Origin of the sequence: Helicobacter pylori, from assembly GCF_001653455.1 — a bacterium.
In the GTDB taxonomy this organism is placed as follows: Bacteria; Campylobacterota; Campylobacteria; order Campylobacterales; family Helicobacteraceae; genus Helicobacter; species Helicobacter pylori_A.
In genome coordinates, this window is sequence record NZ_CP011486.1 from 855,534 (window position 1) to 881,146 (window position 25,613).

Sequence of the window (25,613 nt, forward strand, 5' to 3'; positions counted from 1 at the left end):
GTTTTAGCGGATTTTGTTTTTTTTTTTTGATTTTTATTTTTTGAATTTTTAAATTTAAGGAGAATTGTTGGATGCTTTTAAGATCATACCCAAAGCTTAGATACGCTTTATGTTTCCCCCTACTCACTGAGGCTTGCTATAGCGAAGAGCGCACTTTAGATAAGGTTACCACGCAAGCTAAAAGGATTTTCACTTATAACAATGAGTTTAAGGTTACTTCTAAAGAATTGGATCAACGCCAAAGCAATGAAGTCAAAGACTTGTTTAGGACTAACCCTGATGTGAATGTCGGCGGAGGGAGCGTGATGGGGCAGAAAATCTATGTGAGAGGCGTTGAAGACAGGCTTTTAAGGGTTACGGTGGATGGGGCTGCACAAAATGGTAATATCTACCACCACCAAGGCAACACCGTGATTGACCCTGGCATGCTCAAAAGCGTGGAAGTTACCAAAGGGGCAGCGAATGCGAGCGCAGGGCCAGGAGCGATTGCAGGAGTGATTAAAATGGAAACTAAAGGAGCGGCTGATTTTATCCCTAGGGGGAAAAATTATGCGGCGAGTGGGGCGGTGAGTTTTTATACCAATTTTGGGGACAGAGAGACTTTTAGAGCGGCTTATCAAAGCGCGCATTTTGACATTATCGCTTATTACACGCACCAAAATATTTTTTATTATAGAAGCGGTGCTACAGCGATGAAAAACCTATTCCATCCCACGCAAGCCGATAAGGAGCCAGGAACGCCTAGCGAGCAAAACAACGCTTTAATTAAAATGAATGGCTATTTGAGCGACAGAGACACGCTCACTTTCAGCTGGAACATGACACGAGATAACGCCACACGCCCCTTAAGGAGTAACGCTATAGGGTTAGCCTATCCTTGTGAAGCCCCTTTTAGCCCTGATGGCGCTCAAGGGTGTCCTAATGTGCTGGATAGTTTTACGAGGTATTTGTATCATTCTGTCAATAGCGCCAACAATCTTTCATTGCAATACAAAAGGGAAGCGGGAAATTCTTTTGGCGACCCACGATTAGATTTTACCCTTTATACAAGCATTAGAAACGCCCAATTTGACCCCCTATTTGACCCTAACGGCGTTTATGCCAAATTCCCCACTGCTTTAGCGAGCGAATGGGAAAGAGAAAATTACCCATGCGTTGAGGGCGGGTATTGCACCCCAAGCTTTTCAGATGTGGATAAGCCAAGCTCACAGCCTAGGAATTTATTCTTAAACAATACCGGATTAAACCTAAAAGTCGCGCATGTGATTGATGAAGCCACAGACAGCCTTTTTGAATACGGATTCAACTACCAAAATTTAAGCGTTTTTGACGCTCGCATCCCTAAATCAGAATTATACAGGCCCAATCAAGTTTATATTAATGATAAAGGGCAAAAACAAATCGCTTGCAGTCTTGTGGATAATAACCCCAATGACCCCACGCTATGCCAAAGAGGGAAAGCCAATGGGAATATTTATGGAGGCTATGTGCAAGCGAATTATGCGCCTCATAAAATCATCACTTTTGGAGCCGGGGTAAGATGGGATGCATACACGCTTTATGATAAGGATTGGAATTACCGCTACACTCAAGGCTTTAGCCCTAGCGCGGCTCTTGTGATTAGCCCCATTGAGCCTTTATCTTTAAAGATCACTTATTCTCAAGTAACAAGGGGGGTTATGCCAGGAGATGGCGTGTATATGCGCCAAAACGATTTACGATACGCTAAAAACATCAAGCCTGAAGTGGGATCTAACGCTGAATTTAATATTGATTATTCAAGCCAGTATTTTAGCGGAAGGGCTGCGGCGTTTTATCAAGCTTTGGATAATTTCATCTCCCAATACGCACAAAGATTGATTGTAACCAATTTGAGTCAAGCGATTAGGATTTATGGCTATGAAGTGGGCGGGACTTTCAAATACAAGGGCGTGAGTTTGAATGTAGGGATCTCGCGCACTTGGCCCACCACTAGGGGGTATTTAATGGCGGATAGCTATGAGCTTGCTGCAAGCACCGGTAATGTTTTTATCGTCAAATTGGATTACACCATTCCTAAAACAGGGATCAATCTTGCATGGCTTAGCCGTTTTGTGACCGGTTTAGATTATTGCGGGTTTGATATTTACTTGCCCGATTATGGGACGGCTGAGAAACCCAAAACCCCTACGGATCTAGCCAAATGCGGATCCCAATTAGGGTTAGTGCATATGCATAAACCGGGCTATGGCGTGAGTAATTTTTATGTCAATTGGAGCCCTAAAACCAAAAGCCGCTGGAAAGGTTTGCTGCTTTCGGCGGTGTTTAACAATGTTTTTAATAAATTCTATGTGGATCAAACAAGCCCCTATGTCATGAGCCCAGACATGCCAGGCACTGACGCTGTCAAAAGAGCGATTGCAGAGCCTGGTTTTAACGCACGCTTTGAAGTGGCGTATAAGTGGTGATTATTGGAGTTTCAAGCGTTGTGCATGCGTGATGGCAACGGCTATGGCATCGCTAATATCCAAAGGCTTGATCTCGCTTGTGATATGAAGTAGGCGCTTGACCATAAAGGCTACTTGCTCTTTAGCAGCTTTGCCGTTACCGGTGAGAGCTTTTTTAACTTGCAAGGGCGTGTATTCGCTAAAATTACCAATCCTTTCTAAAATCTTTAAGGACAACGCCCCCCTGAATTGCGCGAGTTTGATCACGCTTTTAGGGTTATACCCAAAGAAAATGTCTTCAATCGCCACTTCATGCACTTCATAGCGTTCCAATAAACAATCTAGTGCTTCTATCAAATCCAAGATTTGTTCTTGCAAGCGCGTTGTGGTGATATTAATGAACCCGGCTGTGATTAAAGAAAGCTTGTTAGAAGCATGAGAAATGATAGCATACCCGCATTTCCTACTGCCTGGGTCTATTCCTAAAATACGCATCAATCATTCCTATTATTTAATTGCAAGGTTTAAAAAACGCTATTATTATATCCATGTTTCTTGTTAGAATAAAAACACAAGATTATATTGAGGGTTTTTAAGTATATGCATAAGGGAGTGATAAATGGTAGCAAACACGATCATATTAGTGGATTGGGAGAATTTTAGGCGCGATATTAAGCAAACAAAATGCGTTAATTACAATATCGCTTTAGATGTTATCGTTACCATTAGGGCTTTTTTGCTAGATGATGAAAGGATTATTCGTATTTATTTTTACACCACCCCACCCTTTGATTTTAGGCATGCGTTGTGGGATAAAAGGAATGACACGCTCCAAAATGAAAAAAGTCCTGGGACAGAGATGAAAATCTTCACCAGCAGCGATATTGAAGAGATCTTACAAAGCAGTGAAGCGACTAAATGGGAGAAAATCTATAGCGATGTAGAAAATTTCCAACACGATCTCGCTTCATTGGATCAAGTGGAATTGAGGTTAGGCAGAACGAAGTTAAACGCAATAAGAGTGGAGTTTGATGGGAGCTATAGGGCGTTATTAGAACAAAAGCAGGTGGATATGCTCATGGGACTTGACATTCAAAGGATCGCCTTTAAAAAAATAGCCGATAGGATTTTGATATTTTCAAAAGATACGGATCTAATCCCAGCGCTAAAATTAGCCAGAGATGAGGGGTTAAGGGTGGATATTGCTGATTTGTCTAACAGGCTGTCTCTTCTTAGCCACGATTTGAAATACAATTCGGATAAAGTGAGGAAATTGAGTAGCAGCGAAGTTAAAGACAAGCTTTTTTCCATCAGAGAAAACCTCACTAAAACCAATTGGGCCTAAACTAAACTATAAAAAGGTTGCTTGATTTTTAGAGGGTTTAAAAATGATTTTTAAAAACTCCGATGAGAATTGTTGATATTTGATTATAGTAGGGCTAAAGTTTTTCAATGGGTTTTTAGGCTTATTTTTAACGCTTAGCGGGTAGCATTATTTCTTTTCTTATTCTTTTGTGTTAGGATTAGGGTTATCAAGGTTGGGGATTAGTATCTTTCCCCTTGTAATTTGGTGCTAAAGGCGACTCAATTAGCCCGTTCCTTGATTTATCTACTTCAAACTCCGTAATAACCCGCTCACTCCTTAATGGCTCTCCTTGTCAATTATCGTTCTCGTTTATTCTCTGATTTGATTGCAGGTGTTTGATTTATTTTCTTTTATTATTCCTTGACTGGTTATTTATGTTATAGTTTCAAAACGCATTAGCTTTTTCAAGTATGTCTAGCACTCAGCTCATAACTGATGTTCAATCACTATTCTGAGATTTTGCTAATGTTTTTTATAAACTGAATCTTTTTATATTAGGATCAAAACCATTAAAGTTTGAGGCGCTATCGCCATCTCTGCAATCGTTAGAAAGTGGTGCAATGGTTCCTAACTCCCTTAAAATCTTTTCATCTTTTTCAAAACTTGTAACCGCATAACGATCCCTTACTGCTTTTCTGTTTCTCTCTAATAACTTTTCAAGCGCTTCCTTAGATCTTAAAACAAATTTAGGTTTTTATTAAATCCATTCTGCATGGCTTTTTTCTAGCGCTCGCTTAACATGGTATTTAACGCTCCGCTTAAAATAATCGCTAAAGCCAAAAACTTATCTTTTTTTAAGAGCGCAGTTGTTGCAAGGCTTCTTTAATCGCTGCTTCTATGCTAAGACTGGGTTTGAGTTTTTTTAAAATGGGATTGATTTCTGCGCTTTTAAAGCCCAAACTCTCCAAAGCTAAAAAGACTTCATTATGCACAGGCTTAGTTTCATCTTGAATGAAAAAGCCAATCAAATCCACCATGATCTTATCAGCGAGCTTTTTGCCAATGCCTGGGACTTGCTGGAGTCTTTTGACTTCTTTAGTAGCGATAATGTTTTCAAATTCATTCGGTGAAAAGCTTGAAAGAATGGCTAAAGCGATACGCCCCCCTACCCCATTGATTTTCAAAAGCCTTTCAAAAAGGATTTTTTCGCTCTCTTCTAAAAACCCGTATAAAAGGTTTGCATCTTCTTTAATCACTTGCAAGATTTTCAAATGCGCTTTTTGGCCCGCTTGAAGCAAAGCAGAAGTTCGCATAGAAACCTGCACCCCATAAACAACGCCTTGCACTTCTATATGCACTTCTAAAGCGGAAATTTTTTCCACGACCCCTATTAAACCCACGATCATTTTTGTCTCTTTCTTATGATTTAGCTTTTTTAGCGCTTTTTAGGGATTTTTTTGATTTTATAATCTTCATAGATCACATCCACGCTTTCATTATGGCTTAACATGGCGGTTAAATTGCTCACTTTAGGGTAATTGCGATGATAAATCACGATATTTTCTTGCTTGAAAGGGTTTTTAGTCGTAATGCTTGCATGCTGGAAGCTGTTTTCTATGCTAATGAGTTTAGCGTAGCATTCGTTATTGATTTTTTGCAATTCTAGCATTTGGGCTTTTAAGATTTTCAAACGCTTCAAAGCGAACATAAACTCACTATAAGCGTCTTTCACGCTTTCTTGTTGCATTAAAGAGCGTTTGATTTCTTCGGTGGCGTTTTTAAGCTTTTCCATGATCGTTTGATTGTTTTTAACCAGGTGGTTTAAGGACTGGTGCTGAGCGATGATTTTTTTAGATTTTAACCCCAATGCATTGAGCTTTTGCTTAGCAATCTTTAATTCTTCTTGATTTTCTCGCCCCCCAAAAGCGTAAAAAATAAAGCGGTTGCCATTACCATCCACCTCATCAATCAAGCATTGCTTGGAAAAATACAGCTTGTTATCGCTTTTAAGCTTTTCTAAAGCGATTTCTTTCGCATAAACCACGCTCCCTGCACTCGCTTCTACTTTAACGCTATTGGCATACACTTTAGCGCGCTCTAAATACTTGCACTCCAACTCTTTAGCGTAGCACACGCCTTTATGGTTAGTGATGCGCGCTTTATTGGCATAGACATAGCTTTCAGGATGGATTTGCCCCTCTATATTGATTTCTTTAGCCACTAAGATCACATTCTTACCCACATTACCCTTAATGTTAATCGCGCTCGCTTCTAAAATAAGGTTAGAATCAATCGCATCATTCAGCTCGTCTTTAGCTTGAATTTCTAACACCAGATCGCTCTCCACTCCCCCCAAAAGATTGGGCGTTTCAATGGATTTGATCCCGTTTTTAAAGATAAAATCTTGCTTAGAAACCAAACGCCCTTTCTCCATTTTAACCCCTTGTAAGGCTTTGGAGTAATACACTAAAGCGTTATTTTCTTCTCTTTCTTCAAAAGCGTTTTTGTCATGCCCTATGGGGGTGGGCGAATTAGCAACTTTAGGCAATTCAACATAAAAGCCCTTAAGGTTACGGCCTTCTCTGCCTTGTTTAGGGTAACTCACCCAAGCGACTTTTTGATTTTCTTTAGCGATATAATAATTTTCTTTAACAAAGGATTCTTCTTGTTCGCTTAAAGGGATTGAATGCGTTGGAAGGTATTCTTCTTCTAATAAAAAATGGGATTTTTCTTCTATATTAGGGATAAAGGTTAAAGAAGCGTATAAAGTAAAGCGCTTGGTTTGGGTTTTGTTTTTATGGTTTCTTAATTCTATTTTTAGGTTTTCATACATTGTTGGAAGGTGGCGAAACACCACGCCCTCAAAGGCTAAACGCTCTTTAATGTACCCAAACATTTCTTGGTAATGCTCTTCAGTGTCTAGGACAATAAAACACTCGTCTAAAATGATCTCAATCTTGCTCAAATTTTCATCCACTTTCACTTCAAAAAAGCGTTTGTAAGCGTTTAATTTGATCTTAATATCGTGGGTTTGATAGAGGGTGAGCTCCTTTTTTTCATAATATTCCTCTTCTTCTAATTGTTGCAATTCCCCACTAAAAGCCTCGCTAAACTCATCTTTAGCGCTGTTTTTGATAAAAATAGAAGTTTTTAAGATCTCAAACCACAGATCTTCTGTTTGCAATTTATTTTCAGCGGCCGCTTTTTTCAATTCTTTTTGAATGTCTTTGCACCGCTCAATTTTTATAGGGGCAAAACGCTCCAAGCTCATTTTTTAATCCTTAAATGGTATAATATAAAAAGATGAAAAATAACATAATGCTAACAAAAAAACACTGAAAATTAGGTAATAACTGCGATTGGTATGCTAAAAAAAATATTTTTAACGAATAGTTTAGGGATTTTATGCTCTAGGATTTTTGGCTTTTTACGGGATTTGATGATGGCTAATATTCTAGGGGCCGGGGTGTTTAGCGATATTTTCTTTGTGGCTTTCAAATTGCCCAATCTGTTCAGGCGTATTTTTGCGGAAGGCTCGTTTTCGCAAAGCTTTTTACCGAGCTTTATACGAAGCTCTATTAAAGGGAGTTTTGCAAGTTTAGTGGGGCTTATTTTTTGTGGCGTTTTATTCATATGGTGCTTATTGGTGGCACTCAATCCCTTATGGCTAACCAAACTCCTAGCTTACGGCTTTGATGAAGAGACGCTCAAATTATGCGTCCCGATTGTAGCGATCAATTTTTGGTATCTTTTATTGGTGTTTATCGCCACTTTTTTAGGCGCGCTTTTGCAATACAAACACAGCTTTTTTGCCAGCGCTTATAGCGCAAGCTTACTCAATTTGTGCATGATTTTAGCCCTTTTTATTTCTAAAGAAAAACCGCACTTAGAAGCGTTGTATTATTTGAGTTATGGCGTGCTTTTAGGGGGCGTGGCTCAAATTTTATTGCATTTTTATCCTTTAGTGAGATTAGGTTTATTCAATTTGTTATCAAAAGGGTTGTTAAGCTTTAAGACTAAAAACGCGCTCAAAAAAGAATACCGCTTCAATCAAGTTAAAAAGGATTTGAAAGGGTTTTTCAAACAATTTTTCCCCAGCGTTTTAGGCAATTCCAGCGCGCAAATCGCTTCTTTTTTAGACACCACGATCGCTTCTTTTTTAGCGAGCGGGAGCGTGTCTTATTTGTATTACGCTAATAGAGTCTTCCAGCTCCCTTTAGCCTTATTTGCTATCGCTATCTCCACAGCCCTTTTCCCTAGCATTGCAATCGCGCTTAAAAACAACCATCAGGATTTAATCTTGCAACGCTTGCAAAAGGCGTGGTTTTTTTTGGTGGGGGTTTTGCTTTTTTGCAGCATTGGGGGGATCATGTTAAGCAAAGAAATCACAGAGCTTTTATTTGAAAGAGGGCAATTTAGCCCTAAAGACACTCTAATCACTTCGCAAGTCTTTTCGCTCTATCTTTTAGGCTTGCTCCCTTTTGGGCTAACCAAACTTTTTTCTTTATGGCTCTATGCGAAATTAGAACAAAAAAAAGCGGCTAAAATCTCTTTAATTTCGCTTTTTTTAGGTTTAGTGGCTTCTTTAAGTTTGATGCCCTTTTTAGGGGTTTTGGGTTTAGCGTTAGCGAATAGTTTGAGCGGGTTATTTTTATTTGTTTTAACGATTAAAGCGTTTGGCTTTCAAGCATTCTTGGGTATAATTAAGCCTTTAAAATTATGGCTTGTGATTCTTTTTCTCGCTTGCGCAGAAATCTTATTGCTCTTAGCGTTCAAGTCGTTAATAACACATTTATATTTATTTTATTATTTTCAAGGTTTTTAAATGTTGATTTATGATACCAAATTAAAACAAAAAGTCCTTTTTGAGCCTTTAGTTGAAAAAAAGGCGAATATTTATGTGTGCGGGCCTACGGTGTATGATGACGCTCATTTAGGGCATGCCAGGAGCGCGATCGCTTTTGATTTGTTGAGGCGCACGCTTGAATTGAGCGGCTATGAAGTGGTGTTGGTTAGGAATTTCACCGATATTGATGACAAGATCATCAATAAGGCCTTCAAAGAAAATAAAAGCATTCAAGAATTAAGCAGTGTTTACATTGAATCTTACACGAAAGATTTAAACGCTTTGAATGTGAAAAAACCCAGCCTAGAGCCTAAAGCGAGCGAGTATTTAGACGCTATGGTGCGCATGATTGAAACGCTTTTAGAAAAAAATATCGCTTATCAAGTCTCTAATGGGGATATTTATTTAGACACGAGCAAGGATAAAGATTACGGCTCTTTGAGCGTGCATAATAGCAGTATTGAATTTGGCCGCATTGGTTTAGTGCAAGAAAAACGGCTCGAACAGGATTTTGCGCTATGGAAAAGCTATAAGGGGGATAATGATGTGGGCTTTGATAGCCCTTTAGGCAAGGGGCGCCCTGGCTGGCATATAGAATGCTCTAGCATGGTTTTTGAAACTTTAGCGCTCGCTGACACCCCCTATCAAATTGACATTCATGCAGGCGGAGTGGATTTATTATTCCCCCACCATGAAAATGAAGCGTGCCAAACCCGTTGCGCCTTTGGCGTGGAGATCGCTAAATACTGGATGCACAATGGCTTTGTAAATATCAATAATGAAAAAATGTCTAAAAGTTTAGGCAACAGCTTTTTTATTAAAGACGCGCTCAAAAACTATGATGGCGAAATTTTGCGCAATTATTTATTAGGGGTGCATTATCGCTCTGTTTTGAATTTTAACGAAGAAGATTTGTTGGTGAGTAAAAAACGCTTGGATAAAATCTATCGCTTGAAACAGCGCGTTTTGGGATCTCTTGGAAACATTGATTTAAACTTTAAAAAAGAAATTTTAGAGTGCATGCAAGATGATTTAAACATTTCTAAAGCGTTGAGCGTTTTAGAAAGCATGCTTTCTTCTATGAATGAAAAACTGGATCAAAACCCTAAAAACAAGGCTTTGAAAGGCGAAATTTTAGCGAACTTGAAATTCGTAGAAGAATTGCTTGGCATCGGGTTTAAAAACCCTACTGAATATTTCCAATTAGGCGTGAATGAAAGCGAAAAACAAGAAATTGAAAAAAAGATAGAAGAAAGGAGATACGCCAAAGAGCAAAAGGATTTCATGAAAGCCGATAGCATCAGAGAAGAGCTTTTAAAGTGCAAAATCGCTTTGATGGACACCCCACAAGGCACTACATGGGAGAAGCTTTTTTAAGCTTTTCAAACCTTACTTATTTACCCACTCTAGCCAAAACTTCCAACAAGAGAAACTTTTTAAGCTTTTTAAATTTTACCTATTTACACACTCTAGCCAAAAATTTCAACCATGTTACTTTTTAATCTTGTTAGATTTTGCGTTCATTTATATTAAATTGATAAAAATTAACCATCGGTTGTAGATTTGTATATTTATAACCTTAATTGTAAATGCAACAGAAATCATCTCGTTTAGAGTCGCACCATTTGTGCAAAAATCGTTTTATAATAAGAAAGGAAAAAAATGGAATCGCAACAAACATACCGCAAAATCAATCGCCCTATTATTTCTCTCGCTTTAGCGGGGGCATTAATGAGCACCGAACTAGGGGCTAATACGCCAAATGATCCCATACATAGCGAGAATCGTGCCTTTTTCACCACCGTGATCATTCCAGCCATTATTGGTGGTATCGCTACTGGTACCGCTGTAGGAACGGTTTCAGGGCTTCTTAGCTGGGGACTCAAACAAGCCGAACAAGCCAACAAAGCCCCAGATACACCCGATAAAATTTGGCACATTCAAGCAGGAAGAGGTTTTAATAATTTCCCTCATAAGCAATACGACTTATACAAATCCCTTTTATCCAGTAAGATTGAAGGAGGTTGGGACTGGGGGAATGCTGCTAGGCATTATTGGGTCAAAGGCGGGCAATGGAATAAGCTTGAAGTGGATATGAAAGACGCTGTAGGGACTTATAACCTTTCAGGGCTTATAAACTATACCGGTGGGGATTTAGACGTGAATATGCAAAAAGCCACTTTGCGCTTAGGCCAATTCAATGGCAATTCTTTCACAAGCTTCAAGGACAGCGCTGATCGCACTACGAGGGTGAATTTTGACGCTAAAAATATCTTAATTGATAATTTTTTAGAAATCAACAATCGTGTGGGTTCTGGGGCCGGGAGGAAAGCCAGCTCTACGGTTTTAACCTTGAAAAGTTCAGAAAAAATCACTAGCCGTGAAAACGCTGAAATCTCTCTTTATGATGGCGCGACGCTTAATTTGGTTTCAAGCTCAAACCAGAGCGTTGATCTATGGGGTAAGGTGTGGATGGGCCGTTTGCAATATGTGGGAGCGTATTTGGCCCCTTCATACAGCACGATAGACACTTCAAAAGTAACAGGGGAAGCGAATTTCCGTCATCTCGTTGTGGGGGATCACAACGGCGCTCAAGCAGGCATTATCGCTAATAAAAAGACTAATATTGGCACGCTGGATTTGTGGCAAAGCGCAGGGTTAAACATTGTTACCCCTCCAGAAGAAGGCTATAAGGGTAAAAATAAGGACACTTCTCAAGGCGGTACTAAAAACGATACGCAAAAAACAGAAACTGAACCCACGCAAGTTATTGACGGGCCTTTTGCAGGTGGTAAAGACACGGTTGTGAATATTTTCCACTTAAACACTAACGCTGATGGCACGATTAAAGCAGGAGGGTATAAAGCTTCTCTTACCACCAATGCGGCTCATTTGAATATCGGCGAAGGCGGTGTCAATTTATCCAATTCAACGAGTGGGCGCTCTCTTTTAGTGGAAAATCTAACCGGGAATATCACCGTTGAGGGGACTTTAAGAGTGAATAACCAAGTGGGTGGTTCTGCTTTGGCAGGCTCAAGCGCGAATTTTGAATTTAAGGCTGGCGAGGATACCAACAACGGCACCGCTACTTTTAATAACAATATCCATCTAGGAAAAGCGGTGAATTTAAGAGTGGATGCCCATACCGCTAAGTTTAATGGCAATGTTTATCTAGGAAAATCTACAAACTTAAAAGTGAATGCCAACACCGCTCATTTTAAGGATATTGATGCCAGCAAAAGCGATAACGGGCTAAACACTAGCACTTTGGATCTTAGCGGCGTTACCGATAAGGTCAATATCAACAAACTCACCACAGCTGCCACTAATGTGAACATTAAAAACTTTGATATTAAGGAATTGGTGGTTACAACCCGTGTTCAGAGTTTTGGTCAATACAGTATTTTTGGCGAAGATATAGGCGATAAATCGCGCATCAATGTCGTGAGCTTGCAAACGGGATATAGCCCGGCCTATTCTGGGGGTGTTACTTTTAAAAGCGGTAAAAAACTCGTCATAGATGAGCTTTACCATGCCCCTTGGAATTATTTTGACGCTAGGAATGTTACCGATGTTGAAATCACTAAGAGGGTTCTTTTTGGAGCTCCAGGAAACATTCCGGGCAAAACGGGGCTTATGTTTAATAACCTAGCCCTAACCAATAACGCTAGCATGGATTATGGTAAAGATTTGGATTTAACCATTCAAGGGAATTTCACTAACAATCGGTCGCTCATGAATCTTTTTGTCCAAGATAGGCGTGTAGCGACTTTGAATGTAGGCAAGACAGCGGCCATGAAGTTTAATAACAATGTGGATAGTGCGACCGGATTTTACCAACCGCTCATTAAGATTAATGACGCTCAAAATCTCACTAAAAATAAAGAGCATGTTTTAGTGAAAGCGCAAAACATCAGCTATGATAATGTTTCCACAAACGCTAATGGCACTAATCCACAAGAACAATTCAAAGAGCGCCTAGCCCTTTATAACAACAACAACCGCATGGATATTTGTGTGGTGCGAAAAAACAATCTCAATGACATTAAAGCATGCGGAATGGCCATCGGCAACCAAAGCATGGTGAACAACCCTGAAAGTTACAAGTATCTTGAAGGTAAGGCATGGAAAAATACAGGCATTAGTAAAACCGCTAACAACACCACAATCGCTGTTAATTTGGGCAATAATTCTACACCTACTAGTTCTGAGAGCAATACCACAAATTTACCCACCAACACCACTAGCAATGCGCGTTTCGCTTACGCTCTCGTAAAGAACGCTCCTTTCGCTCACAGAGCCACTCCTAATTTAGTCGCTATCAATCAGCATGATTTTGGCACCATTGAAAGCGTGTTTGAATTGGCTGATCGCTCTAAAGATATTGACACGCTTTATGCCCATTCAGGCGCACAAGGCAGAAATCTTTTGCAAACCTTATTGGTTGATAGCCATAATGCGGGTTATGCCAGACAAATGATTGATCACACAAGCGCTAATGAAATCACCCAGCAATTGAATGCGGCCACTGACACTTTAAACAACATAGCCAGTTTAGAGCATAAAACAAGCGGCTTACAAACTTTGAGCTTGAGCAATGCGATGATTTTAAATTCTCGTTTAGTCAATCTCTCTAGGAAACACACCAACAATATTGACTCGTTTGCCCAACGCTTGCAAGCTTTAAAAGATCAAAGATTCGCTTCTTTAGAAAGTGCAGCAGAAGTGGTGTATAAGTTCGCTCCTAAATATGAAAAACCCACCAATGTTTGGGCTAATGCGATTGGGGGAACGAGCTTGAATAGTGGCGGCAACGCTTCATTGTATGGCACAAGCGTAGGCGTAGATGCTTACCTTAATGGGGAAGTGGAAGCCATTGTGGGCGGGTTTGGAAGCTATGGTTATAGCTCTTTGAGTAATCGCGCGAACTCTCTTAACTCTGGGGCTAATAACACTAATTTTGGCGTGTATAGCCGTCTTTTTGCTAACCATCATGAATTTGACTTTGAAGCTCAAGGGGCTGTAGGGAGCGATCAATCAAGCTTGAATTTCAAAAGCGCTCTGTTATCAGATTTGAATCAAAGCTATAGTTACTTAGCTTATAGCGCCACAACAAAAGCGAGCTATGGTTATGACTTTGCGTTTTTTAGGAACGCTTTAGTGTTAAAACCAAGCGTGGGCGTGAGCTACAATCATTTAGGCTCAACCAACTTTAAAAGCAACAGCAACCAAGTGGCTTTAAAAAATGGCGCGAGCAGTCAGCATTTATTCAACGCTAACGCTAACATAGAAGCCCGCTATTACTATGGGGACACTTCATACTTCTATTTGAATGCTGGAGTTTTGCAAGAGTTTGCGAATTTTGGATCTCACAATGCGGTGTCTTTGAACACCTTTAAAGTCAATGCCGCTCGCAACCCTTTAAACACGCATGCCAGAGTGATGATGGGTGGGGAATTGCAATTAGCTAAAGAAGTGTATTTGAATCTGGGCTTTATTTACGGGCATAACTTGATTTCCAATGCGGGCCATTTCGCTTCCAATTTAGGAATGAGGTATAGCTTCTAAATGCCGCTTTTAAACCCATGCTTAGCCATGGGTTATGGGGGATATTATAGGGTGAGATTGGGGGGAAACAATTGGTATAATGGTGGCACAAGCCATGCTAATGCATTTATTGATAAACCAACCCCTAAGAGATTAGCCCTTAACAAGCCCCGCTAACGCAAACAAAAAGACTCTAGCTTTTTAAAAATCTTAAACAATATGTATTGTATGAGAAGTTTTTTATTTAACTTGGTGTTTAAAAATTCAAAAAAATCTTTTTTGTTGTGGTTATTGAGTTTAGTAAAAGTTTCAATTGTACCCACTAAATTCTCAAAAGCTAAAGAGCTAAAAGAGGTTTTAAAAGCTACTTGGTGCCATTCTTTAGAATACGGGTAGCTAAAATGTTTCCAGGGCTTTTCATCAGCATAAAAATGCAACATGCAAGCGTCAGATTTTTTAGGTATCATTTTTGTCCCAACCATGCGTGGATGGACATTATACTTGCAAGGCATTTCTAAAATATGCCCTTGACAAACAAGCACAAACAAGTCTTGCTCTGGCAACAAAAGCCCTTCATCTCTTGTTTTAAAAAAATCAATCAACTTTTCTTCTAGATTATGCTCTCTCCACAATGCCAAATTAACCAGCATAAAACCTGCATTAAAAGGGTTTTGATATAGAATTTCCACTTCTTGAAAGGTTGGGCTTTTATGATTGAGTTTAACACCCATTCCTCTAGACCAATTAAGACGAGATGAAAACAAATCATTAGCGCTATGAATACCAACTAATGACAAATCTTCTTTAGTTGCCCCAAAATACTCTTTATCCATAGGGATAAAAAAACTCTCACTAATATCGCCCACAAACAAAGTATCCACATCAAACATGATAATCTTTTCATATTGGGGAAAAATACTCGCCAACAACAACCTGCATAAAATCATTTTAGAAAAACGCTTTTTAGCGAAAGAATTGAGCCTTAAGAAAAGTTCAGAAACCAATTTAAAGGGGTAAGCGTTATTATTTGAAATATCACAAAATTCAATACTAGAAAACGCGCTAAAAGGGGTTACAGTTTGCTTTAATTTTTCTGCATTTTCAGCGCTTAGATTATCTACCAAGCAATGGATTTGATAAAAAAGTTTCACCCCATCTTTTTCTCGCTTCGCGCAAGAAAGCATGGAGTATAAACTCACACTAGCAGGGATGCAATAATTATTGTCAAAAGCTACTACTATAGGGATAGTGATGCTTGAGAGTTGGGGGGGGGGGGGTAACAGATGCACTAAGTTTCACACAAACTCCTTGAAAATAAAAATAAACGAGACATTATAACTCAAAACTCTCTGTTTTTACAACGCATACACCACAAGCTTATTGTCATGCCAAATCGCTTCTAGGGGCGTGTCATAGAGCGTGCTTAAGTTGTGCGAAGTCATAGCGATTTGCGTGGAAGCTTGCAAAAAAAGTTTTTTATCTTTGAGCATGACCACATGCGTGGAGTGCCTGGCAACCAAATTAGGGTCATGGATATTGACCAAAACGCTTAATTCTCGTTTTTTCATCTCCTCTTTAATCGCATCAAAAAAAAGGGCTTGATTTTTTAAATCTAAAGCGCTCGTAGGCTCATCTAGTAACAATAAGGGCGTTCTTTGCAACAAGCTCCTGGCTAAAAGCACCATTTGCCTTTGACCGCCGGACAAATCGTTAATGCCTTGATCTTTCAAAGACTCTAAATTCAAGCGCTCTAAAATATTCGTGGCTTCTTTAATGTGCTTGGCTTTAGGGGTGGCGAATAGATTCAAATGCGTCGCTTTCCCCATTAAGACAAAATCCAACACGCTGAAATTAAACGCATAATACTCCACTTGGGGGATATAAGCGATTAGCTTGGCTTTTTCATAAGGCTTTAGGGGTAAAATATCCTTGTTACACGCCTTAATTTCAGTTTCTTCTAAAGGCTTTAAAAGCCCTAAAAGGCATTTTAAAAGCGTGGTTTTACCGGATCCATTAGGCGCTAAAATGCTGGTAATGCTGTTTTTTGGCACGCTAAAACTCAAGTGATCTAAAATGAGTTTTTGAGAATATTTAAAAGACAAATTTTTAACTTCTAAAACCATCACACCCCCCTAGTTCTAAATAAAAGCCACAGGAAAAAAGGCGCTCCTAAAACGCTTGTCGCAATGCCTACCGGCAAGTCATATGGGGTAATGGTTTTGGCTACCACATCCGCTAAAAGCAAGAAAAACGCCCCCATTAACAAAGAACTTAAAAGCAATTTTTGCAAATTCGCCCCAAAAAACAACCTCGCTACATGCGGGATCACTAACCCAATCCAGCCGATCGTGCCAGACACGCTCACCGCTAAAGCGCTCGCAACGCTCACGCACACCAAACACAGCGATCGTAACAGCACCGGGTTAATGCCTAAACTCAAACTTTGCGCATCGCTCAAGCTCAATAAATTGATGCGCCACCTTAACAAAAAAAGCGGGATAAAGCCTAAAGAAAGCCCTATGAAAGCCACCAAGCAATCCTTATAACTGCTTAAAGACAAGCTCCCTAAAAGCCATACGACAATCGCTTGCGCTTTTTGGGGGATCACAAAGAATTTTATCGCTCCGGCTAACGCTCCTAAAAACGCGCTCAACACCACCCCTGAAAGCACCAATGAAAGGACGGAATTGCCTAAAACCCTATTCATCGCTAAGACAGCAAGACTGGCTAAAATCGCCCCAAAAAACGCCAAAATGGCAATATTGGATTCAAAGATCGCTATCGCTGCCGCCACGCCTAGCATCGCCCCGCTAGAAATCCCTAATAAAAAAGGGTCAACTAAGGGGTTTCTAAAAATCGTTTGCATCACCACCCCACTCCCGGACAAACTCGCTCCCACTAAAAGCGCTAAAATCACTCGTGGTAGTCGTATTTCTAAAATAATAATACTTAAAGAGCTCAGTTCTTCATTGTGTAAGAAATGGTTTTTCACATTCATAACCACTTCTTGCCATTCTTCCAAACTCAAAGACTCCCCTCCAAACAACAGCACCACCACCGCTAAAATCACACAAGCTAAGGCGATATGATAGGTTTTAAGCATCACGCTTTCCTCCCAAGAACGATTAATCTGAATAAAGAGTCATACCACTTACTAGGGAGGATTTTATACAACGCTAATAACAATTGGGTTTTTAAGCCGATCAAATAACGAGGCTTGATTTTTTGACTCATGCTAAGAGAAACGATTTTTTGCGCCACTTCTTTAGCGTTTAAGGCTTTTTCATACACGCTCGCATAAAAAGTTTTAGCCGCATTCACTTCTAACGCATAAACGCTATCTTCGCTCTCAAAATTTTCAACTGAAAAAGCGGTTTTTTCCCAATTGCTTTTCACCGGCCCTGGCTCAATCAAACACACTTGAATGTTAAAGGGTTTAAGCTCTAAACGCAAGGCATCGCTATAAGCCTCTAAGGCATGCTTACTCGCGCTATAATGGCCTAAAAAAAGCATGCTCATGCGCCCTGCGATAGAAGAAAGGTTAAAAATCTTAGAATAAGGCTTGTTTTTCAATAAGGGCAAACAAAGTTGCACCACTTCGCAAAGGGCGAAAAAATTCACGCTGAATTGTTTTTTAACTTCATTAATAGGCGTGTCTTCTACGCTCCCAAACATCCCATAACCGGCGGAATTGATTAAAATGTCGCAATACTCTTCTTTAGCGCTAATGTTTAAAAACACTTCTTTTAAAGCGTTAGAATCGCTCACATCAATATCAATGCTCTCGCACAACGCATGGTTTAAGGCTACGCACAAAGTCGCACGCCTAGAGAGTGCATAGACCTTATACCCTTGATCTAACAGCATTAACGCACATTCTAACCCGATCCCAGAACTCGCCCCTGTGATAACTGCCACCTTTTGGCTTTCTTTTTTCTCTCCAACACCCATTATCTAACGCTAACCCTCTTATTATTTTTCTAATGCCTCTAATATTCACTTAATATTACTTAATTTTTACTAATATATAGTTCTTGGAATGTTTTTTACAAAAAACATTTTTAACACCAATCTTAATTAAGGAGAAACAATGCCTCAAATACAATCATCGCATTCCAATCATTTTGATTTCACTATAGACACAGCGGATCGCACTAAATTATTGATGAGCTATTTAGTCGTGCCTACAACCGCTAATTTCAACAATGTCATGCATGGGGGGGAATTATTGAATTTGTTGGATAAAGTCGCTTATGTCTGTTCGACTCGTTATTGCGCTAAAGGGACGGTCACTTTAAGCGTGGATGGGGTTACTTTTAAATACCCCATTCCTGTAGGGAATTTGCTCACTTTTTTAGCCAGCATCAATTACGTGGGCAACACTTCGTGCGAGGTGGGGATTAAGGTTTTGAGCGAAGATATTAAAACTCGTGAAATCACGCACACCAATTCATGCTATTTCACCATGGTGGCTGTAGAAAATGGCAAACCCACCCCCATGCCTAAATACGAGCCTAAAACAGAGGTTGAAATCCGCCGCTATGAAGGGGCTTTGAAGCGTAAAGAAATGCGCACACGAGGGTATTTAAAAAGCGGGAAACACGAGGGTGCTTAAAAAGCAAAAAAGCGTGAGCGGTGTTTTACCCCTACTAAAAAGGGGTAATGAAACCGCCCCTTGCTAAAGCAAGAGGCTTCCTAACTAAAGCGTCCCAACGGACGCTAACCAACGGATACTAACATGTGAAAGGCTTTGTTCTTTAAAGCCTGCATGGACATTTCTTGCCCCAAAAAGACTAGAGGTATTTTGCTACCTTTTAGTTTAAACATAACCTAACGGCTATGCACTTGCATCTTGCATCCTATAAAGGACGGAGTTTTTCGTGCTGTTAGAATAAAACAAGTTAAGCGTTATTAATGGTGTGGGTGGGTTCAAAACAATTCACTATGACTGCCTAGTCTTAATAATAAGAGAATATTTTCTTGTTTTTAGATTTTATAGACAAGCAATAAATCCGGTTTGAGGTGGCATCCCCTAAAATCTTTTAAACTGCCTTTGAGCGGGTGGTCTTTGTATTTGGGATCTAGGGGGTTGCTCTTTGGCTAAATTTTCAACCACTTTATACAAGCTTTAAATCAAACCCATTTTAACAAGGATTTTCAGATCCTTATCAAATTTTTTACTCGTTTCAATCACCAGCATTTTTTAATCTTATCTATAAATTTTCACAATGCTTTTTAAAATCCTCCATGTTTTTAAAATAAAGGTGGTTCTTGGTATCTTTAGCCCTTGCTAAGATTTCTCGCTCTTCTTCTATGGTGTATCCATTTTCGGTTAGGTTTAATTCTTTGAGTTGGATCGCTTTTTTAATCCTTTGTTTTTGAGCTTGGATTTCTTTCAATTTTTCTAACGCCTTTTTTTGCTTGGTCTTTATAGAATTTAAAAAGTTAAAAAGCTGTTTTTCGCTGTATTTAGTGTAGTCTTTTTTGGCAGTGGTGTTGGGCATGTTGATTCCTTTGTTAAAATTAAGACAGATTCATTATAACATGCTTCAAAACAACTCGCTATGACTGCCTAGTCTTAATAAAATAAGCTCATCATCTTTGATCAAATAAATAAGCAAAATATCAGCTTTAATGTGGCATTCTCTATAAGGCTTCCAAACTCCCTTTAAAGCATGATCTTTAAATTGGGGGGGTAGCGACTCTTTTTTTCTTAGAGCTAGGATAACTTCATTCAAAACGCTATCATCAAACCCATTTTTAACAAGTTTTTTAAAATCTTTTTTATAAAGGATATGGTGCTTAATTTTCAGCATTCACTTCCTTTTTGATTTCATTTGCCCATGCAGAAAAGTCTTCAATAGCTTCTAAGTTTTCACCATTTAACGCTTCTCTCATGGCTTGTTGCGTTTCAAGGTTTGGGGTTTCATGCCCAAAACAACAATCTTTTTTATCACCAAAAGCTTGGCTGATTTTTTGCAAAAGCTCATTGGCTGCGTCCAACTTATCCTTAAAGTTTTTGTCTCTTTTTTCTAATTCTTTAGCCATTTTTTCTTTGAAAAAAAGCCTATCCTCTTGCATTTTTTTGATTTTTTGTTCTAATTTGTTGATCAAGTTAAAAAGCTGTTTTTCGCTGTATTTAGTGTAATCTTTTTTGGCAGTGGTGTTGGGCATGTTGATTCCTTTAAAAATATTGGTTCATTATAGCGCAAGCGATAGAGTGGGATTGAAAACGCCTTTGAGTGTTTTTTATGATTAGCGTTTGAAAATAACAACTTTGTTTTGTAAAAAGCAAAAAGATTAAAAGATTAAAAGATTAAAAGATTAAAAAATCAGTAAAAAGTTTGGCTTGGAGTTCTTGTCTTGTGGGGCGTTCTTGGAGTTCGCTGATGGTGTTTAGTATGTCTTGGTGGTCTTTTTTGGCATTCTTGTCGCCAAACAATTTTTCAATGATATTGTAGAATAGTTTGATAGCGTTCCAAAATTTGGTGAATATTGGGGAATACTCGTATTTTTCGGCTTTTTTTTCCGCATTTTCATCTGTAGGGTTGATTGAGTTTAGTAAAGCATATTCTTCAGCCAAGTTTTTGTTGCGTTCAACAGCTTCTTGTAGTGTTTTTTTTGTGAAAAAGAAAGGTTCATTAGCGGTATCTAGGGCGGTAGCGATTTCTTTTTCCAAAGCGTCTCGTTCTTGTTGCACTTCTTCGTATTGTTCTTTCAATTTCTCTTTTTCTTTTTGTAGTCTCTCAACTTCCTTTTTGTTCTTGGTGCTGTCAATGTATTTTTCGTTGATGATGTCCAACAAACTAGGGCGTTGTAAGTCTTTATTGGTTTTTTCTAGTTTGGCTATTTCTTTGACTAACGCTTGGTTTTTAGTGGCTTGTTCTTGGTTGGTGTCTTTAAGGGTGCTGATTTCTTTGGCTTTAGTTTCAAGTTCTTGTTTGAGTGTTGTAGCGTGAGTGTTCAATTCGCTCATGCTACTTGTTAGTTCATCTATCAACTTGGCATCTTTTAAGCGTTCTTTACGCTCTTTGTTTTTCATTTGGGCGTATTTGTGTGGTTCTATGCGTTTAGTCCCGCTCACTCGCTTGTCTGTTCCGCGCTCCATGCCTAAAATTTGAGCGATCTCGGTTTGGATTTGGCGTAATTTTACTTTATTGATTTGCCCCCACATGTTTTTGCCATTCTCTTTGTTGAGAGTGATAAATTCCATGTGGGCGTGGTGGTTGATGTGAGGTTGGTTGTTCTCGTCCATATATCCCTCATCTCGGTGTATGGCGATTTGGTAGCATTGAAATCCATACTTGATCTCAAAATGCTCGGCTAATTTTTCTAAATCTGACATGGTAGTCGTTTCTTTGGTATTGACCACTAAGCTCCATTGGTAGCTTTTAGCTTGGCTTTTTTGCTTGAATGTCATCAAGTAGGTTTCGTGGGCGTTCTCTATGATTTGATTTTTCAAAATCATTGCTTGCTTTGAATGGCAATTGACTTCGTTTTGACCCCTAAATTCTTGGGGGATCAGATAGCTTGGGGACAGCGTTCTGTCGTTGTGTTGTTCTTGGATATTGTTCGTGGGCTTGAAATGACCGCTCGCTAAATTGCCCATTAAAACAACTCGCTATGACTGCCTAACCTTAACAAAATAAGCTCATCATCTTTCACTAAATACACAAGCAAAACATCAGCTTTGATATGGCATTCTCTATAAGGCTTCCAAACTCCCCTTAAAGCGTGATCTTTGAATTGGGGGGTAGCGGTTCTTTCTTTCTCAAGGTCAGAATGACTTCCTTTAAAACGCTATCATCAAACCCGTTTTTAACAAGTTTTTTAAAATCTTTTTTAAAAAAGATATGATGCTTAATTTTCAGCATTCACTTCCCTTTTGATCTCATTTGTCCATGCAGAAAAGTATTCAATAGTTTCTAAATTTTCACCATTGAACGCTTCTCTCATGGCTTGTTGCGTTTCAATGTTTGGGTTTTCATGCCCAAAACAACAATCATTAGCTCTTTTGTTGATTTCTTGTAAGATTTTATTCAACTCTTCTAATTTGTTATGAAAACCTTTATCTTTTTTTTTCTAGCTCTTTAGCCATTTTCTTTTCAAGATACGCCCTATCTCTTTTTAGCTTTTCAATTTCTTGTTCTTTTTTATTCATGAGATTGAAAAGCTGTCTTTTACTTAAATTTGAGTAGTCTTTCACGCTAGAAGTGTTAGCCATGCTTATTCCTTTTTTGTAATGATAACATGATTTTAAGGAGCTTGTTCTCCTAACATAAGGCGACTTGTCGCCTTGTATTCTAGCGGCTTGCCGCTAGCAAACTTAAACCTCTTGCCGACTTGTCGGTTTTAGCTTGCTAAAAGGATTAGTAGTTTACAAACTACTAACCCTAAAGGGTTTGTCGCTCATTTCATTCGCTTTAGTTTGTTAGGGGCAAGCCCCTAAAACCCCTAATTGAAAGGACAAGTCCTTTCAATTCACTTGCTGACTATTTGCTCGGCTTCAGTCCCAAAATGCGCGATGCTGTTTTTAAGATTCGTTATCGTTTGTCCCACATACGCGCAACCGGCTCCCCAAGTGTTAGAAGTAACCTGGCCTGGATTAGTGCCTCTACGCTCGCCCCCTTGCGTTTCATAACACACCCCTAAAGAGTCATTTACAAAGGCTGTAGGGATTTTTTCAAAGTTTTTCACCACTTGTTCGGCTTGGTTTAAAATCTCCGCTTGCGCTTGCGCGTTTTTGAGCATGCCTTCAGCGAATTGAGCGTCTGTGTAGGGGTTGAAGGGTTTTCCAGTGTCTAGGTTGCTCTGATTTTGTGCGTTTTCAGCGACAATCTTGGCTTGCGCGACGGCTTCTTGGGCGTTAGCGATCATGCTTTGGATCGCGCTGATTTCATTAGCAAACATTCCGCACATTGTCCCATTACCGCTTATCCCTGCCCAATACCCACTACCACCATTCTGGAAATTCGGGCATGCACTATTTAGGGTAGTGATAATGATGCTCGCTTGTTTTAAAAGTTCTTGAGCGTTATTTTCTGTGTTGATAGTTTCTGAGGTTGGTGTTGATATTCCGCCATTCCACGAGGTTGAAATAGCTTTCCTATGACTCCATTGGTATACTAATGGTTTCATTTGGTGTGGCATCCGTTATTTTATCTCCTTGAATAGTAAAATCAAGCTTTGTGGTGGTGTTGCTCAAAACTGGGATCCCTTCTCCATTGGATCCATTGAATATCAAAGCCTTTTGAATGATTTGATAAGCTTTATTGATGATCGCATAATTTTCAGTGGATATTGGCCCGCCATGTCCTGGCTCATAATACGAATTGCAAGTGATGGTCGTCGTATCTTGTCCTGGCACATTATTAAAAGTTTGGATACCTCCATTCGCACTCTTGTTACTACCAGGCCCACAAGCGGTAAAAGCGTAGCTTGTAACTTGCCACAACCCCACCGCTGCATTCAAGGCTAAAAGCACCGCTTGATACGCTGGGGAATTGGTTTTAATATCCAACAAATTCCTAGAGCTAGATCCTAGATTATCCCTTGCATCATTGATTGCACTCGGATCAGCGGAGAGCTTGATAAGGGTGTTTAGAGTGTTGTAATTGCTTAAAAGATTGTTTAACTTTTCATAATTTTCTGAGAGTTCTTGAATGCCTTTGGTGTTTTTCACCATTTGAGCGGCTTCACCGATTTGATAGCCTGCACTCATGTAAAAGCCGTCGTCTTCAGCGTGGAGCAAAAACGAGAGAGAGAGAGAGAGAGAGAAGTTAAAGGTTTTTAAGTTTTCTTGTATGCCTTGAGGGCTATAGGGGTTATTCTTTTTGCTCACCACATTTTGGATAGCTTGAGCGTTAGGCAAGCTTGAAATAGCGGTAGTGATGCTGTTGTAAGTGTCCCCTAGCTTTTTGTATTGGCTGCTGAAGTTCGCTAAAGTGTAGGCGAGATCTTCGGCTTGTTGGATTTGCTCAGCTTGAGCGCCAAAATGCGCGATGCTGTTGTTTAGGGCGGTTATGGTTTCTCCCACATACGCGCAACCGGAAGCGAAAGTTTGAGTGGTAACTGTGCCTGGAGGTGAACCTTGTGTGCCACCAGTACCAGCTGTTGAGGGGTTGTTGCATGTGGCTAAAAAGCCTTTAACAAAATTTTGAAAAGTCCCGGTGAGATTATTAGGGTTAATGGTTTGCCCCACTTGGTTGGCTAAATTGAGCATTTGCGCTTGCGCTTGCGCGTTAGCGAGCATGCCTTCAGCAAAGCTGGTATTCCCCGTGAAAGGGTTGAAATGGCTATCTACCGGGTTTGATGATTGCCCGTTAGCACTAACGATGTTCGCTTGATTGAGCATCTCTTGAGCGTCCGTGATCATCTTTTGGATCGCGCTGATCTCTTCTGAAAAAGCGCCACACAGCTTGTTAGAGGGCCATTCCCACTTCGGGCCATTAGCTTGGCTATGAGGTGCATGGAAATACGGGCATGCAGTGTTGATGGTGTTGATGAGCGTGCTGGCTTGCGCTAAGAGCGCTTGAGCGTTGTCAGGCACTCCTTCCATTTTGGTAGTAATATCAGTGTAAGATTGGGTGTTACCGTTTGTGCTCCATTTAACAACTTTTGAACTGATCGTGGTGTTCACGGTTTTGCCATCTATGGTTTGGGTTTCGCTTTTTGTTCCACTATTTCCATTGGAATTTAACACATTACAGTTATCATTCCCTTCTCCTGCGCATTTATAGCTATAAGTTACGCTCACGGTCCCGTTCTTTTCATTCAGCGTCGGTAAGCCTTGTTTCAACGCTGTTTGGAGGATTTGATAGGCCTCGTTGAGCTTTTTGAAATTCTCAATACTCATAGGGCCATAGTATCCAGGAATATACCCATTCAAAGAACAAGTGATGGAAGTGGATCGATACCCTGGCTCGTTGTCAAAAATGGTCGTTGAAGAAGTGCTTTTTGTGCCATTGGCATTACCCCCACATTGCGTCACATAGCCCACGATATTCCAAAACCCTACCGCCGCGTTGATGGCTAAAAGCACCGCTTGATAGGCGGGGGAATTCTTTTTGTCATTGAGTAAGCCAGCCGCGCTCGCGCCCAAATCGTTACGCACCCCGTTGATCGCACTCGGGTCAGAAGAGAGCTTGATAAGGGTGTTTAGGGTGCTGTATTTGGTTAAAAGGTTGTTCAAGTTTTCATAATTGTCTGAAAGCTCTTGAATGCCTTTGGTGTTTTTCACCATTTGAGCGGCTTCGCCGATTTGATAGCCTGCACTCATGTAAAAGCCGTCGTCTTCAGCGCTCAAAGTGGAAACTAAAAGCGAGCCTAAGGTTAATGAAAGGATGTGTTTTTTCATTAAATCTCCTTTTTTGAAATTAAATTGATTTTAGTAGTGATTAAAGTCCATACATTGATATGTATTTGGAGCATTATAGCATAAAAGCGTTTTTTTTTTTTTTGTCATTTTGGAAAAATTTTAGAATTTTTT

General features: G+C 39.7%; 19 protein-coding genes and 3 pseudogenes. 6 read left to right on the forward strand and 16 right to left on the reverse strand.

Annotation, left to right across the window (positions count from 1 at the left end):
• Positions 1-71: 71 nt before the first annotated feature.
• Complete coding sequence (locus AA977_RS04075; protein ID WP_064434688.1) at positions 72-2,447, forward strand: TonB-dependent receptor; 2,376 nt, start codon at positions 72-74, stop codon at positions 2,445-2,447.
• Here AA977_RS04075 and ruvC read toward each other — a convergent pair whose 3' ends face one another.
• Positions 2,448-2,921: a crossover junction endodeoxyribonuclease RuvC gene (gene ruvC / locus AA977_RS04080; protein WP_064434689.1), complete on the reverse strand. Its 474-nt coding sequence runs from the start codon at positions 2,919-2,921 to the stop codon at positions 2,448-2,450.
• A gap of 124 nt (positions 2,922-3,045) precedes the next feature.
• Here ruvC and AA977_RS04085 point away from each other — a divergent pair, with 124 nt between their 5' ends.
• Positions 3,046-3,771, forward strand: coding sequence for an NYN domain-containing protein (locus AA977_RS04085; protein WP_000226360.1), 726 nt, complete (start codon positions 3,046-3,048; stop codon positions 3,769-3,771).
• An 815-nt stretch (positions 3,772-4,586) separates the two neighbouring features.
• On the opposite strand, the gene ruvA is transcribed toward AA977_RS04085, so the two are convergent.
• Both ruvA and AA977_RS04095 read right to left on the reverse strand, forming a co-directional pair.
• On the reverse strand, positions 4,587-5,138 hold the full coding sequence (gene ruvA / locus AA977_RS04090; RefSeq protein WP_064434690.1) for a Holliday junction branch migration protein RuvA: 552 nt from the start codon (positions 5,136-5,138) through the stop codon (positions 4,587-4,589).
• A gap of 29 nt (positions 5,139-5,167) precedes the next feature.
• Positions 5,168-7,003: a hypothetical protein gene (locus AA977_RS04095; RefSeq protein ID WP_064434691.1), complete on the reverse strand. Its 1,836-nt coding sequence runs from the start codon at positions 7,001-7,003 to the stop codon at positions 5,168-5,170.
• A gap of 93 nt (positions 7,004-7,096) precedes the next feature.
• Between AA977_RS04095 and murJ the strand changes: the two genes are divergently transcribed.
• The 3 genes from murJ (at position 7,097) to AA977_RS04110 (ending at position 14,146) form a co-directional block, all read left to right on the forward strand.
• Entirely contained in the window at positions 7,097-8,557 is a 1,461-nt protein-coding gene (murJ, locus tag AA977_RS04100) for a murein biosynthesis integral membrane protein MurJ (protein ID WP_064434692.1), read from the forward strand.
• Entirely contained in the window at positions 8,558-9,955 is a 1,398-nt protein-coding gene (gene cysS, locus AA977_RS04105) for a cysteine--tRNA ligase (protein ID WP_064434693.1), read from the forward strand. It begins immediately after the preceding gene.
• A 285-nt stretch (positions 9,956-10,240) separates the two neighbouring features.
• On the forward strand, positions 10,241-14,146 hold the full coding sequence (locus AA977_RS04110; protein WP_064434694.1) for a vacuolating cyotoxin family protein: 3,906 nt from the start codon (positions 10,241-10,243) through the stop codon (positions 14,144-14,146).
• Between the two features lie 152 nt (positions 14,147-14,298).
• On the opposite strand, the gene AA977_RS04115 is transcribed toward AA977_RS04110, so the two are convergent.
• From AA977_RS04115 to AA977_RS04130, 4 genes are all read right to left on the reverse strand, one after another.
• A complete protein-coding gene (locus AA977_RS04115) occupies positions 14,299-15,414 on the reverse strand; it encodes a glycosyltransferase family 8 protein (protein WP_172796004.1) in 1,116 nt (371 codons plus the stop codon).
• A gap of 66 nt (positions 15,415-15,480) precedes the next feature.
• Positions 15,481-16,248 (reverse strand): ABC transporter ATP-binding protein, encoded by a 768-nt coding sequence (locus AA977_RS04120; protein ID WP_033617843.1) that lies wholly within the window; start codon positions 16,246-16,248, stop codon positions 15,481-15,483.
• Complete coding sequence (locus AA977_RS04125; protein ID WP_064434695.1) at positions 16,248-17,228, reverse strand: FecCD family ABC transporter permease; 981 nt, start codon at positions 17,226-17,228, stop codon at positions 16,248-16,250. The genes AA977_RS04120 and AA977_RS04125 overlap by 1 nt, the downstream gene beginning before the upstream one ends.
• Complete coding sequence (locus tag AA977_RS04130) at positions 17,228-18,076, reverse strand: SDR family oxidoreductase (RefSeq protein ID WP_064434696.1); 849 nt, start codon at positions 18,074-18,076, stop codon at positions 17,228-17,230. The genes AA977_RS04125 and AA977_RS04130 overlap by 1 nt, the downstream gene beginning before the upstream one ends.
• A 139-nt stretch (positions 18,077-18,215) precedes the next feature.
• Between AA977_RS04130 and AA977_RS04135 the strand changes: the two genes are divergently transcribed.
• A complete protein-coding gene (locus tag AA977_RS04135; RefSeq protein ID WP_001135601.1) occupies positions 18,216-18,740 on the forward strand; it encodes an acyl-CoA thioesterase in 525 nt (174 codons plus the stop codon).
• A gap of 371 nt (positions 18,741-19,111) precedes the next feature.
• Here the strand turns inward: AA977_RS04135 and AA977_RS07605 are convergent.
• From AA977_RS07605 to AA977_RS04175, 9 genes and pseudogenes are all read right to left on the reverse strand, one after another.
• A pseudogene (locus AA977_RS07605) lies at positions 19,112-19,325 on the reverse strand (type II toxin-antitoxin system RelE/ParE family toxin).
• Between the two features lie 13 nt (positions 19,326-19,338).
• Entirely contained in the window at positions 19,339-19,629 is a 291-nt protein-coding gene (locus tag AA977_RS04140) for a type II toxin-antitoxin system antitoxin (protein ID WP_064434697.1), read from the reverse strand.
• A gap of 45 nt (positions 19,630-19,674) precedes the next feature.
• Positions 19,675-19,941: a type II toxin-antitoxin system YafQ family toxin gene (locus AA977_RS04145; RefSeq protein WP_064434698.1), complete on the reverse strand. Its 267-nt coding sequence runs from the start codon at positions 19,939-19,941 to the stop codon at positions 19,675-19,677.
• Positions 19,928-20,299: a type II toxin-antitoxin system HP0895 family antitoxin gene (locus AA977_RS04150; protein ID WP_064434699.1), complete on the reverse strand. Its 372-nt coding sequence runs from the start codon at positions 20,297-20,299 to the stop codon at positions 19,928-19,930. Before AA977_RS04150 ends, AA977_RS04145 begins: the two co-directional genes overlap by 14 nt.
• A gap of 142 nt (positions 20,300-20,441) precedes the next feature.
• Positions 20,442-21,734: a plasmid recombination protein gene (locus AA977_RS07830; protein ID WP_064434700.1), complete on the reverse strand. Its 1,293-nt coding sequence runs from the start codon at positions 21,732-21,734 to the stop codon at positions 20,442-20,444.
• Positions 21,734-21,999: pseudogene (locus AA977_RS04160) on the reverse strand (type II toxin-antitoxin system YafQ family toxin). Before AA977_RS04160 ends, AA977_RS07830 begins: the two are co-directional and overlap by 1 nt.
• A pseudogene (locus AA977_RS04165) lies at positions 21,986-22,349 on the reverse strand (hypothetical protein). Before AA977_RS04165 ends, AA977_RS04160 begins: the two co-directional pseudogenes overlap by 14 nt.
• Before the next feature lie 257 nt (positions 22,350-22,606).
• Positions 22,607-23,263, reverse strand: coding sequence for a SabA family sialic acid-binding adhesin (locus tag AA977_RS08110; RefSeq protein WP_172795994.1), 657 nt, complete (start codon positions 23,261-23,263; stop codon positions 22,607-22,609).
• Positions 23,232-25,481 (reverse strand): SabA family sialic acid-binding adhesin, encoded by a 2,250-nt coding sequence (locus tag AA977_RS04175; protein ID WP_253764822.1) that lies wholly within the window; start codon positions 25,479-25,481, stop codon positions 23,232-23,234. The genes AA977_RS08110 and AA977_RS04175 overlap by 32 nt, the downstream gene beginning before the upstream one ends.
• Between the last annotated feature and the right edge of the window lie 132 nt (positions 25,482-25,613).

Coding starts and splice junctions, on each gene's coding strand:
- AA977_RS04075 (WP_064434688.1), top strand. CDS start 72: ATGCTTTTAAGATCATACCCAAAGCTTAGATACGCTTTATGTTTCCCC.
- ruvC (WP_064434689.1), bottom strand. CDS start 2,921: ATGCGTATTTTAGGAATAGACCCAGGCAGTAGGAAATGCGGGTATGCT.
- AA977_RS04085 (WP_000226360.1), top strand. CDS start 3,046: ATGGTAGCAAACACGATCATATTAGTGGATTGGGAGAATTTTAGGCGC.
- ruvA (WP_064434690.1), bottom strand. CDS start 5,138: ATGATCGTGGGTTTAATAGGGGTCGTGGAAAAAATTTCCGCTTTAGAA.
- AA977_RS04095 (WP_064434691.1), bottom strand. CDS start 7,003: ATGAGCTTGGAGCGTTTTGCCCCTATAAAAATTGAGCGGTGCAAAGAC.
- murJ (WP_064434692.1), top strand. CDS start 7,097: ATGCTAAAAAAAATATTTTTAACGAATAGTTTAGGGATTTTATGCTCT.
- cysS (WP_064434693.1), top strand. CDS start 8,558: ATGTTGATTTATGATACCAAATTAAAACAAAAAGTCCTTTTTGAGCCT.
- AA977_RS04110 (WP_064434694.1), top strand. CDS start 10,241: ATGGAATCGCAACAAACATACCGCAAAATCAATCGCCCTATTATTTCT.
- AA977_RS04120 (WP_033617843.1), bottom strand. CDS start 16,248: ATGGTTTTAGAAGTTAAAAATTTGTCTTTTAAATATTCTCAAAAACTC.
- AA977_RS04125 (WP_064434695.1), bottom strand. CDS start 17,228: ATGCTTAAAACCTATCATATCGCCTTAGCTTGTGTGATTTTAGCGGTG.
- AA977_RS04130 (WP_064434696.1), bottom strand. CDS start 18,076: ATGGGTGTTGGAGAGAAAAAAGAAAGCCAAAAGGTGGCAGTTATCACA.
- AA977_RS04135 (WP_001135601.1), top strand. CDS start 18,216: ATGCCTCAAATACAATCATCGCATTCCAATCATTTTGATTTCACTATA.
- AA977_RS04140 (WP_064434697.1), bottom strand. CDS start 19,629: ATGCCCAACACCACTGCCAAAAAAGACTACACTAAATACAGCGAAAAA.
- AA977_RS04145 (WP_064434698.1), bottom strand. CDS start 19,941: ATGCTGAAAATTAAGCACCATATCCTTTATAAAAAAGATTTTAAAAAA.
- AA977_RS04150 (WP_064434699.1), bottom strand. CDS start 20,299: ATGCCCAACACCACTGCCAAAAAAGATTACACTAAATACAGCGAAAAA.
- AA977_RS07830 (WP_064434700.1), bottom strand. CDS start 21,734: ATGGGCAATTTAGCGAGCGGTCATTTCAAGCCCACGAACAATATCCAA.
- AA977_RS08110 (WP_172795994.1), bottom strand. CDS start 23,263: ATGAAACCATTAGTATACCAATGGAGTCATAGGAAAGCTATTTCAACC.
- AA977_RS04175 (WP_253764822.1), bottom strand. CDS start 25,481: ATGAAAAAACACATCCTTTCATTAACCTTAGGCTCGCTTTTAGTTTCC.